The following is an 11,066-nucleotide window of genomic DNA, read 5'->3' as shown; positions in this document are numbered from 1 at the left end:
ATTCGCCGACCCTGCTGGAAGTCATGTCCCTGTCCTCACGCCTGCGCCACCTGCTCGACCGTTTCGGCGCCACTGGTTCGATGCTGTGCGCGGTGCACTGCGCGGTGATCCCGGTGCTGCTGGCCGCAGCGCCTTCATTGGGGCTGTCGTTCTGGCTGAGCGACGGCGTGGAACAGGCGCTGGTGGTGTTCGTGACCCTGCTGGGGTTGTTCAGCCTGGTCTGGGGCTACCGCCGGCACGGTGCGCTGCGTGCGCTGGGCTTCCTGATTCCCGGTCTGGTCGCATTGTGGGCCGGCGTGCTGTATGACCCGCTGCACCACAATGCGGTGCCGCACGCGGTGGTGATGACCATCGGTGGCCTGCTGGTGGGTGTGGCCCATCTGGTCAACCTGCGCCTCAACCACGGTCACGTGCACGACGCCAGCTGCGCGCACTAGGCGCTCCGTGATAGGATTTTCGATCGTGCGCGGGGGCGCCCAGCAAGGCGGCCCCGCCGAACCCGTGTCAGTACGGGGTAACCAGATTTCACATTTGAGGAGTTGAAGACATGGGTAAGGGTGACCGCAAGACCGCCAAGGGCAAGCGCTACAACGCCAGCTATGGCAACGCCCGTTCGCACACCGCCAGCAAGGTCGCCGTAGGCGCCGCCGCTCCGGTTGCCAAGAAGACCGTGGCCAAGGCTCCGGCGAAGAAGGCTGTGGCGAAGAAGGCCGTCGCCAAGGCCTGATCCGGTCGAACGACCGGTTCAATGAAAAACGCGGCGCCTGGCGCCGCGTTTTTTTTTTATGCCTGTCCGGTGAGCCGAGCGTGGGTTCGGCTCTACAACCGCATCAGCGCAGTGTCTTCTTCAGCGTTTCCGGATTGCCATCGTTCGGCGCGGCCGGTACCTGCAGCAGGTGGGCCAGCAGCGGATAGACATCGACGTTGTCGAAGCCATCGATCACCAGGCCCTGGCGGAACGACGGGCCGCCGGCCACGAACACTGCGCGCATGGAAGGCAGTGCGTTGTCGTAGCCATGCGAACCTCGATCCTGCTTCGCACGCTTGGCGATCTTCTCCTGGTGCAGGGCATCCCAGCCTTCATCCATGACACAGACGATGGCCGGAACCCGCGGATGCGTGCCGTAGTGCCAGCGTGCCGGCAGGTTCTCCTTCTTCCAGCATTCGTAGTGCGCGTGGCGTCCGAGCAGGGCGCGTTCGGCTTCCGCTTCGCGGCCGGCGACCGGCGCAAAACCCACTGACTGGCCTTGGCTGATATTGCGTGCGATGGCCGGGTCGGCCATCGACTCGGTGGCGATCACGTTGCCGTCGGCGACGCTGGCCATGCCGTGGTCGGAGACGACGATCACGTTGGTGGTCTTGGCTAGATCGCGCTGCTGCAGCCCGTCGAGCACCTGGCCGACGATCTGGTCGGCGCGCACGATGGCGTCGGCGTACTCCTTCGACCCGGGGCCGTAGTTGTGGCCGGCCTTGTCCACGTGTTCCATGTACAGCGTGGTGAGGCGCGGTGCATCAGCATCGGTCTGTGCCAGCCAGTCGAGCACGATGCCGGCCCGCTGCTCCAGCGGTTCCTTGCCGTCGTATACGCGCCACTTGCTGGGGCGCACGCCGCGGATTTCAGACTCACTGCCCGGCCACGCCGTGGTGGCCGAACGTACGCCAGCGTTCTCGGCACTGACCCAGATCGGTTCGCCACCCCACCAGCCGCTGGTGGTGACCGCGTCGCGGTTGCTCAGTTCGAAACGGCCCAAGGTTGCATCGTCCATGCTGTTGTTGACGATGCCGTGGTGGTCCGGACGCAGGCCGGTGACGATGGTGTAGTGGTTGGGGAAGGTCAGCGACGGATAGGACGGCGTCATCCAGCGTGCACGCACGCCGCCGTCGATCAGTCGCTGCAGGTTCGGAGTGAGCCCACGGTCCAGCGCATCGGCGCGCAGGCCGTCGATGGAGATCAGCAGCAGCTTCGGAGGCGAAGCCGCAGCGGCGGAACCGGGAACGGAGGCGGAAGGGGCGGGCGCGGTGGTGCAGGCGGCCAATGGCAGCAGCAGCGCCAGCGCGCAGGTCAGGCGTACGGAAGTCATCCACGCATGATAAGCCCGCGCAATGACGCGCCCAAGACACGGCGCGCTATCGCGCCCCGTGTCCGCGCATTTTTCCTTATCGCCGCGCCTGTCGGCGCGCCCCCTTCAACAGGAAGGGGGGGCTTTTCTCCAGACATGTCCCTGATGCTTCCATCCACGCATGGCGTGGATCTACCGTGTCGACCAAGGTCGACACCTACCAACAGTTGCGCAGAATGACGTCCGGACAGATCGCCGGAACCTGTCGAAGCTGGGTGGGTCCGGTTGCAGGGGCGTGAGCGCCATGGATGGCGCGACCGAGCTTACAGGGACGTACTTGCAGCGTCCCCTGCAACTGAACCCACCCTGCCTCCCCGCAGGAAGCCCGCTGTTGCTGTTGCTGTTGCTCTAGCCTCTGCGGGTGCCGGGCGCAGCCCGGCCAGCCCTCTCAGGCGAACAGCGGGGCCTGGCGTTGTTCCAGCCGCAGCAGTGCCGCCTTGGTTTCCAGCCCGCCGCCGAAACCGGTCAATGCGCCGTTGCTGCCGATCACGCGATGGCAGGGCAGGATGATCGGCAGCGGATTGCGCCCGTTGGCCGCGCCGACCGCGCGGGTCGCACTGGGCTGGCCGAGGTGCTGCGCCAGCTGCAGGTAACTCCAGGTCTGGCCGAACGGAATCAGTGCCAGCGCCTGCCACACCCGCAGCTGGAACGGCGTGCCACGTGGCGCCAGCACAAGGTCGAAGCTGCTGCGTTCGCCGTGCAGGAACTGCAGCAGCTGTTCGCGCGCTTCCGGCAGCGCATCCGGTGCGTAGTGCCAGTCGTCGCGTCCGCGTGCCGGATGGCGGTTTTCCGGGAACAGCACATGTGACAGGCCACGCTCATCACCGGCGATGGTCAGCACGCCGATGGGGCTGTCGAAGCGATCAAACAACAGGGTCATGTCGGTTCTCCAACGAACGTGCCGGACAGGTGCCACAGGTGCAGCACGGCGTAGGCGCGCCACGGGCGCCACGGTTGCGAGCGCGCTTCAGTTGCACGTTCGCTCAGGCGCTGGCCCTGTGCGTGGCCGAGCACCTGCTGCAGCACCAGGTCGCCGGCGGGGAAGGCGTCGGGCTGGCCGAGCCCGCGCAGGGCGATGTACTGCGCGGTCCACGGGCCGATGCCGGGCAATGCCACGCAGCGCGCAACAAAGTCTTCCAGGGCCTGCCCGGGTCCGAAGTCGAGCTGGCCGCTGGCACATGCAGCGGCCAGCGCACGCACCGTGGCGGCGCGGCTGCGCGGCAGGCCGATCGATTCCAGCGGCGCCTCGGCCAGCACCTCGGGCGCTGGGAACTGGCGATCGAACTCGGACGGCATGCCCGGCAGATGCGCCCCATACGCATCCACCAGACGCCGCGCAAAGGTGGTGGCGGCGGCGACGCTGACCTGCTGGCCGAGCACGGCGCGTACGCCGACCTCGAAGCCATCCCAGCCGCCCGGAACGCGCAGCCCCGGGCGTTCGGCGATGCCGCGTGCCAGCAAGGGTTCTTCGCCCAGCGCGGCGTGCACCTGTTGCAGGTCGGCGTCCAGATCGAACACACGACGCACACGGCGCACGATGTCGGGGATCAGGCGCGGGTCGACCGCACCCAGCTGCAGACGCAGTTCCGGGCGCTTCGGGTCGGCGGTGACGCGCAGCAGGGTGGGGCGCTCGGGTGTGCCGAGCACGCGCTGGTAGCTGTCTTCGCCGATCAGTTCGATGCCAGGCAGGCTGCGCTTGCGCAGGAAGGCCAGCATGCGCGGGAAGTCCAACGGTGGGCGGTACACGAGCCGCAGTACCAGGCCGCCGTCATCGGCGGCCAGCGGCTGGTGCTGGCGACGCAGCGCCGTCGGTGCCATGCCGCAGCCCTGCAGGAAGGCGGTATTGAAGCGGCGCAGACTGTTGTAGCCGGCGGCCAGCGCAACATCGGTCACCGGCAGCGTGGTTTCGGTCAGCAGTTGCTTGGCCAGCAGCAGGCGGTGGGTGGCATGGATCTGTCCGGGTGTTGCGCCGAGATGTTCGACGAACAGGCGCTGCAGCTGGCGCGCGCTGAGGCCGATCTTCTGCGCGAGGTCTGCAACGGGCTGCTCCTGCAGGAAGCCGCCGTGGATGATGGCGAGGGCGCGCTGCACGGTTTGCCCGGCCAGTGCCTGCTGGGCCTGCGGTGCCAGTTCGGGGCGGCAGCGCAGGCACGGCCTGTAGCCGGCAGCAGCGGCCGCGGCAGTGGTCGGATAGTAGGTGATGTTGCGTGGCTTCGGCGGCGGCGCCGGGCAGACGGGGCGGCAATAGATGCCGGTGCTGCGCACGGCGGTGAAGAAAACGCCGTCGAAGCGTGCGTCACGGGCCAGGCGGGCGCGGTCGCAGGCGGCGGTGTCGAGGGCGAGGTCGGTGTCCATGGCGCCAGTCTAGGCGTGTGCGGGTAGGGATACTCGCCACATTCGGACATGGATGCTGAAGGGGGTCAGGCCGGGCTGCGCCCTGCCCCCGTGGTAGTGCCGGCCGCTGGCCGGCAACGGCAACAGCAGAAGCTGGTTTCCTGCGGCAGGGCGGGGTGGGTCCGGTTGCAGGGGACGCTGCAAGTACCCCTCCGGGGCCCGGCCCAGCCGCTGGCGGCTGTGCGTTCGGGCGCTTGCGAAGCAGTGCTTCGCAAGCAAAGCGCCCTCACCCATGTAGCTCGGTCGCCGCTTGCTCGTGTGCGCTGTCCTGCGCACACGGCAAGACCGGGGTTGGGCGTCCTGCCCAACCCGCCCGAGGCATGCCTCGGGCCCATGGCGCTCACGCCCCTGCAACCGGACCCACCCCGCCTTCGAGAGGTTCCTGCGACATGTCTTGCGGGCGTTCTGCGCTGCTGTTGGTGGGTGTCGACCTTGGTCGACACGCTTTTCCCAAGGGTCAGAAGGGGTTCAGTGCCACGCGCTGAATGCGTGCCCCGGACGGGTAGACTGTGGCTCTTGCTCACGTGAAGACCGGTTGCCCGATGTCCGCCAAACTCCGCTGGTTGCCCCTGTTGTGCCTTGCCCTGGCGGGCTGCAGCCAGCTGGAGAATCCGGGCAATGTCACCGCCGCCGACAAGGCCGCGCGGGCGCCGGCCAGCGATGGTGAGAACATGGTGTCGATCAATGCCGCCGATGCACCACCACCGCCGGCGCCGCCGCGCAGCCGGGCGGATCGGCCGTGGCCGCAGGCGCAGTTGGAGAATGGCCGCGCCTGGGTCAGCTGCAGTACCGAGTACGCCGGTGAGGCGGGCGATGGCGTCGAGCTGGAGGGCCTGCAGCGCGAACAGATCACCCAGGCACTGGCGCCGTGCGCCGAGCGCGGCCTGATGCGTGTGCGTTACGCCGGCAAGATCAATCCGGGCTTCGCCGAGATGATGTGGCGACTGGCCGTGGTCGCTGACGAGCAGAAGATCCACAAGCGCATCCTCGACTTGGATTCCAGCGGCGGCCAGGTGGAATCGGCGATTGTCGCCGGCGACAGCATCGGTGAATCGGGCTGGACGATCTGGGTGCGCGAGGGCTCGATCTGCCACAGTGCCTGCGTGTTCGTGCTGGCTGCCGGTGACAACCGCCTGCTGTCGGGCAAGGTCGGCATCCACCGCATGATGCGGATCAGCTCCAAGGCCACCTCGCGCGCGGAACTCAACCGCGAGCTGCACGAGGTCTACGACAACGTGAAGGACTACCTGCAGCGCAACGGCGTGGCGGTGGGTGTGGCCGACCTGATGATGACCGTGCCCAACCGCAGCCTGCGCCTGCTTACGCAGGATGAGCTGCGCCAGTACGGCCTGGACGGCACCAACGCGGTGCAGGACGATCTGGAACGGATCAAGCAGATGCGGGCCTGTGGTGACGACTTCGTGCAACGCAAGGACGCGTTCCTGATTGCCTTCGACCAGCAGTGCAAGCGCGAAGGCGCCGACATGGAATCGATCAACAGCTGCGGCCAGGCACTGAAGCAGCGCTTCGGTTTCCCGGATGCGGTGTGCCCGGAAGAAAGCCCACTGTCGGAGATCGATGTGGCAACGCTGCCACCGGCACCGTCGGAGCCGCCGCCGGTGGCCGAACAGGCGCCAGTGAACACCGCCGCGCCCGCCGCGCAGGCTGATGCGGCAGCGGTGGAGGGCAACGCCCCGGCACGCTGACGGCATAGTCACCGCGCTGGCGTAGACTGCGGTTCTCTCCAGAAAACCGGCGGTGTCCATGAAGCGCGTGCTCCTGCTGCTGTCCCTGCTGCCCCTGACCGCATTGGCGCAGGCACCTGCGCCGGCCACGCCTGCGCCGGCCACGCCTGCACCGGCTCCGGCACGCCCGGCCCCGGCCTCGCCAGCGGCTGCGAAGCCAGCCACCGCCGGTGCTCCGGCGTTGACCGCTGCACAGCAGGCCCAGGTGCAGAAACAGGATGCCGAGATGGGCGCTGCTGCACTGAAAGCCGCACAGCTGGTCGATGCCAACCGCGCCGGCGAACTGTGGGATGGCGCCTCCGCCGTCGCGCGCCGTGCAGTACCGAAGGCCGCATTCGTCAGCCAGCTGACCACCGAGCGCACGCGCCTGGGTGCGCTGGCTGGGCGTGGCCAGCCCACCATCACCCGGGTCAAGTACAGCGCAGGTGCCGCAGTGCCGGAAGGGCTGTACATCAACGTCAGTTTCCCGACCCGTTTCGCCAACAGCGCGCAGCCGGTGCGCGAGCTGGTCTCGTTCCGTTTCGACGAGGACCAGGTGTGGCGTCTGGCCGGTTACAGCCTGCGTGCGTCGGCACCCTGAGGAGATGAATGATGGCAACTGAATTGACGATGCTGGCCTGGTCGGTCCTGCTCGGCTTCGTTTACATCTTCGCCACCTCCACCGTGGTCACCCGCGAGCGCGGGATGAAGTGGAATGCCTCGGCACGCGATGGCGACGCAAAGCCGGTCAGCCCACTGGCCGGGCGCCTGCAGCGTGCGCAGGCCAATTTCCTGGAGACGTTCCCGTTCTTCGCCGCCGCCGCCATCGCGGTGGTCGTGGCCGGTCGCGGCAACGACACCACTGCACTGGCGGCGCAGGCCTACTTCTGGGCGCGTGTGGTCTATCTGCCCCTGTACGCCGCAGGCGTGCCCTACGTGCGCAGCCTGGTGTGGCTGGTGTCGCTGCTGTCGATCCTGGCGCTGGTGTTCGCACTTCTGTAAGTCGGCCTGATCCAGATCAAGGCCGCTCAGGTGCGCGGCGCTATGCTGGCGCGGACTGAATCAACGGCAGGAGGCGCGCATGCGCAGGATGGACGTGGTGGTGGTCGGCGCCGGACCGGCAGGTCTGTGCTTCGCGCGCGCGCTGGCCGGCAGCGGGCTGCAGGTCGGGCTGGTCGAAGTGCAACCGCGCCAGGCCCTGGCCGAGGCCGCCTTCGATGGCAGGGAGATCGCGTTGACCCATGCCTCGCGGCAGAGCATGGAGCAATTGGGTCTGTGGCAGCGCCTGCCGCAGGCCGAAGTCGCTGAACTGCGCGATGCCAAGGTGATGAACGGCGGCTCGCCGTTCGCGCTGACCTTCGCCAGCAGTCAGGTCGACGGCCAGCCGCTGGGCTGGCTGGTACCCAACCATCTGATCCGCCGTGCCGCATGGGATGCGGTGCAGGGCCAGGACGGCGTGGAACTGTTCGACGGGCGCAAGGTGCAGGGCGTGCAAGCCGATGCGCAGGGCCACGTTGTCAAACTCGATGACGGCAGCCAACTGCATGCGCGGCTGCTGGTGGCCGCTGACAGCCGCTTCTCCGCCACCCGCCGCATGCTCGGCATCGGTGCGCAGATGCGCGACTTCGGCAAGTCGATGCTGGTGTGCCGCATGCAGGTCGAGCGCGACCATCGCCACACTGCCTGGGAATGGTTCGGCTACGGCCGCACGATGGCGCTGCTGCCGCTCAACGAGGGCCAGGCCTCGGCGGTGATCACGCTGCCGCCGCGGCAGATCGACGCGCTGCTGGCGATGGACGAGGTGGCCTTCGGCGAGGCCATCAGTGCTTGCTTGGAACATCGGCTGGGTCGGATGCAGCCGGTGGCCACGCCGCAGGCGTATCCGCTGGTAGGTGTGTACGCGCACCGTTTTGTTGGCGAGCGTTCGGCGCTGATCGGCGATGCCGCCGTCGGCATGCACCCGGTCACCGCGCATGGCTTCAACCTGGGCCTGGCCAGCGCACAGCGGCTGGCGCAGGGCATCGTCGCGCAGCAGCGTCGCGGTGCCGACATTGCCGCCGCCGGCATGCTGGCCAGCTACCAGCGGGGTCACCGGCTGGCGTCGCGGCCGCTGTACGAGGCCACCAATGCGATCGCCAGCCTGTACACCGACGATCGCCGCCCGGCGCGACTGCTGCGGGCGGCCGGCCTGCGCCTGGCGCAGGGCGTGGCACCGTTCAGGCAGCTGATTGCCTCGCACCTGACCCAGCGCGTAGCCTGAACAGCCTCACATCAGCCGGCGGCCAGCACCCGGATCTGGCTGTCGGCGAACTCGACCACCTGGCCTGCGCGGATCTTGCAGGCCTTGCGCAGTTCGACTTCGCCGTCGACCCGCACCAGGCCTTCGCTGATGACCATCTTGGCTTCGCCGCCGCTGGTGACCAGGTCGGCCAGCTTGAGCAGCTGCTTGAGTTCGACGTAGTCACCGTCGAGGTCGAATTCGAGAATCTGCATGGAGCGGGGTTCCTGGGAAGAGGGGCGCAGGCCAGCGGCCGGGCCGGGAAGAGGGCGCGTATTGTGCGCCAGCACGGGGCATGACGGCACGCGCACGGAAAGCTGTACGCCTCGTTCAGGATCAATGCGGTATCATCCCGCTCTGAGCGAGTGAAATCTCCTCCGACCGAGCAGCGCCAGGGCACGCGATAAGAAGGGCGCCCAAAGCGCGGACCATCCCTTTTTTATCGCACTGCCAGGAAGACGGCAGTGCCTTCGGAGTTCCCCATGTCCCAAGATTCCCAAGCGCCGCTGCAGTTCGCGCAGCTCGGCCTGTCCGAGCCCGTGATGCAGGCGGTCACCGCCATCGGCTACGAAACCCCGTCGCCGATCCAGGCCGCCACCATCCCGGCGATGCTGGAAGGCCGCGACGTGCTGGGCCAGGCCCAGACCGGTACCGGCAAGACCGCCGCGTTCGCGCTGCCGGTACTGTCCAACATCGACCTGCAGCAGATCAAGCCGCAGGCCCTGATCCTGGCGCCGACCCGCGAACTGGCCATCCAGGTCGCCGAGGCGTTCCAGTCCTACTCGTCGAAGATCCCGGGCTTCCGCGTGCTGCCGGTGTACGGCGGCCAGCCTTACGGGCAGCAGCTGTCGGCGCTGCGCCGTGGCGTGCATATCGTGGTCGGTACCCCCGGTCGCGTGATCGACCACCTCGACCGCAGCACCCTGGACCTGTCCGAGCTGAAGACCCTGGTGCTGGACGAAGCCGATGAAATGCTGCGCATGGGCTTCATCGACGACGTCGAAGCGGTGCTGAAGAAGCTGCCGGAGCAGCGCCAGGTGGCCCTGTTCTCGGCCACCATGCCGCCGCAGATCCGCCGCATCGCGCAGACCTACCTGCAGGACCCGGTGGAAGTGACCATCGCGGCCAAGACCACCACCTCGGCCAACATCCGCCAGCGTTACTGGTGGGTGAGCGGCATGCACAAGCTGGATGCGCTGACCCGCATCCTGGAAGTCGAGCCGTTCGACGCGATGATCATCTTCGCGCGCACCAAGGCCGGCACCGAAGAACTGGCCAGCAAGCTGCAGGCCCGTGGCCTGGCCGCTGCCGCCATCAACGGCGACATGCAGCAGGCCCAGCGTGAGCGCACCATCGCCATGCTGAAGGAAGGCAAGCTGGACATCCTGGTTGCCACCGACGTGGCTGCGCGCGGCCTGGACGTGGAGCGCATCAGCCACGTGCTGAACTACGACATCCCGTACGACACCGAAAGCTACGTGCACCGCATCGGCCGTACCGGCCGTGCCGGCCGCAGCGGCGAGGCGATCCTGTTCGCCACCCCGCGCGAGAAGGGCATGCTGCGCCAGATCGAGCGCGCCACCCGCCAGCCGATCGAAGAGATGCAGCTGCCGAGCGTGGAAGCGGTCAACGACAACCGCATCAACAAGTTCACCACGCGCATCACCGAAACCCTCGGTGCCGGCGGCCTGGACTTCTACCGCCAGCTGCTGGAGCGCTTCGAGAACGAGCAGAACGTGCCGGCCATCGAGATCGCCGCCGCGCTGGCCAAGATGCTGCAGGGTGACACCCCGTTCCTGCTGCAGCCGCCGGTGCGTGCCCCGCGTGAAGAGCGCGCCCCGCGCGAGCGTTTCGACCGTGGCGACCGTCCGGAGCGTGGCGATCGCTTCGACCGCAACGAGCGTGGTCCGCGCTTCGAGCGTGGCCCGCGTCGCGACGACGCCGAAGGTGGTTTCGAGCAGCGTCCGCGCCGTGAGGTTCCGCCGCGTGGTGCACCGGAGCAGGGCATGGAGACCTACCGCATTTCGGTGGGCCACCAGCATGGCGTGAAGCCGGCCAACATCGTCGGCGCCATCGCCAACGAAGCGGGCCTGGAAAGCCGCTTCATCGGCCGCATCGACATCCACGACGACTTCTCGCTGCTGGACCTGCCGGCACAGATGCCGCCGGACGTGCTGTCGCACCTGCAGAAGGTGTGGGTGTCCGGCCAGCAGCTGCAGATGCGTGCGCTGGCTCCGGGTGAAGACACCAACCCGGCCCCGCGTCCGTTCAAGCCGCGCTTCGACAAGCGTGGCCCGGGCGGCCCGGGTGGTCCGCGTCGTGGTAGCCCGGGTGGTCCGGGTGGTCCGGGTGGCCATGGTGGCGACCGCGGCGGTGACCGCGACAGCCGCCCGCCGCGTCGTGACGGCTTCAAGCCGCGCGGCCCGCGCAGCTTCTAAGCCGCACCCGCAGCCGTCCATAACAACGCCAGCCCCCGGGCTGGCGTACAGGAAAAGGGGACGGAGGGGATTAAGTCGTAAATGGCAGGCCATGCGCTTATGCCGAAAACGA

General features: G+C 68.0%; 11 protein-coding genes. 7 read left to right on the top strand and 4 right to left on the bottom strand.

The window, feature by feature from the left end:
- The first annotated feature begins 23 nt into the window (after nucleotides 1–23).
- Both AC5P7E_RS09335 and AC5P7E_RS09330 read left to right on the top strand, forming a co-directional pair.
- On the top strand, nucleotides 24–437 hold the full coding sequence (locus tag AC5P7E_RS09335) for a MerC domain-containing protein (RefSeq protein ID WP_008264835.1): 414 nt from the start codon (nucleotides 24–26) through the stop codon (nucleotides 435–437).
- A 110-nt stretch (nucleotides 438–547) separates the two neighbouring features.
- Entirely contained in the window at nucleotides 548–727 is a 180-nt protein-coding gene (locus AC5P7E_RS09330; RefSeq protein WP_004150462.1) for a 30S ribosomal protein THX, read from the top strand.
- Between the two features lie 103 nt (nucleotides 728–830).
- Here the strand turns inward: AC5P7E_RS09330 and AC5P7E_RS09325 are convergent, their stop codons facing one another.
- From AC5P7E_RS09325 to AC5P7E_RS09315, 3 genes are all read right to left on the bottom strand, one after another.
- Nucleotides 831–2,081, bottom strand: coding sequence for an alkaline phosphatase family protein (locus AC5P7E_RS09325; RefSeq protein ID WP_062607475.1), 1,251 nt, complete (start codon nucleotides 2,079–2,081; stop codon nucleotides 831–833).
- Between the two features lie 427 nt (nucleotides 2,082–2,508).
- The gene (locus AC5P7E_RS09320) at nucleotides 2,509–3,000 is read right to left on the bottom strand and encodes a methylated-DNA--[protein]-cysteine S-methyltransferase (protein WP_021202265.1); all 492 of its coding nucleotides are present in this window, start codon (nucleotides 2,998–3,000) and stop codon (nucleotides 2,509–2,511) included.
- Nucleotides 2,997–4,475: an AlkA N-terminal domain-containing protein gene (locus tag AC5P7E_RS09315; protein ID WP_495222838.1), complete on the bottom strand. Its 1,479-nt coding sequence runs from the start codon at nucleotides 4,473–4,475 to the stop codon at nucleotides 2,997–2,999. The genes AC5P7E_RS09320 and AC5P7E_RS09315 overlap by 4 nt, the downstream gene beginning before the upstream one ends.
- 581 nt (nucleotides 4,476–5,056) lie before the next feature.
- Here AC5P7E_RS09315 and AC5P7E_RS09310 point away from each other — a divergent pair.
- From AC5P7E_RS09310 to ubiM, 4 genes are all read left to right on the top strand, one after another.
- Nucleotides 5,057–6,220, top strand: a complete 1,164-nt coding sequence (locus AC5P7E_RS09310) for a COG3904 family protein (RefSeq protein ID WP_005408698.1) — start codon at nucleotides 5,057–5,059, stop codon at nucleotides 6,218–6,220.
- 58 nt (nucleotides 6,221–6,278) lie between these two features.
- Nucleotides 6,279–6,839, top strand: a complete 561-nt coding sequence (locus AC5P7E_RS09305) for a DUF4019 domain-containing protein (RefSeq protein ID WP_043034835.1) — start codon at nucleotides 6,279–6,281, stop codon at nucleotides 6,837–6,839.
- Between the two features lie 11 nt (nucleotides 6,840–6,850).
- Nucleotides 6,851–7,240: an MAPEG family protein gene (locus AC5P7E_RS09300; protein ID WP_005412709.1), complete on the top strand. Its 390-nt coding sequence runs from the start codon at nucleotides 6,851–6,853 to the stop codon at nucleotides 7,238–7,240.
- A 79-nt stretch (nucleotides 7,241–7,319) separates the two neighbouring features.
- Nucleotides 7,320–8,498, top strand: coding sequence for a 5-demethoxyubiquinol-8 5-hydroxylase UbiM (ubiM, locus tag AC5P7E_RS09295; RefSeq protein ID WP_111117851.1), 1,179 nt, complete (start codon nucleotides 7,320–7,322; stop codon nucleotides 8,496–8,498).
- 11 nt (nucleotides 8,499–8,509) lie between these two features.
- Here the strand turns inward: ubiM and AC5P7E_RS09290 are convergent, their stop codons facing one another.
- Nucleotides 8,510–8,731 (bottom strand): RNA-binding S4 domain-containing protein, encoded by a 222-nt coding sequence (locus AC5P7E_RS09290; protein WP_005408703.1) that lies wholly within the window; start codon nucleotides 8,729–8,731, stop codon nucleotides 8,510–8,512.
- A gap of 267 nt (nucleotides 8,732–8,998) precedes the next feature.
- Here AC5P7E_RS09290 and AC5P7E_RS09285 point away from each other — a divergent pair, with 267 nt between their 5' ends.
- Entirely contained in the window at nucleotides 8,999–10,954 is a 1,956-nt protein-coding gene (locus AC5P7E_RS09285; RefSeq protein WP_043034837.1) for a DEAD/DEAH box helicase, read from the top strand.
- Nucleotides 10,955–11,066: the final 112 nt, after the last annotated feature.

The sequence above is a fragment of the Stenotrophomonas sp. YJH_SMC_25 genome, from assembly GCF_059369595.1.
The sequence above is the reverse complement of the archived record's forward strand: the minus strand, read 5'-3'. Positions and strand labels throughout refer to the sequence as shown.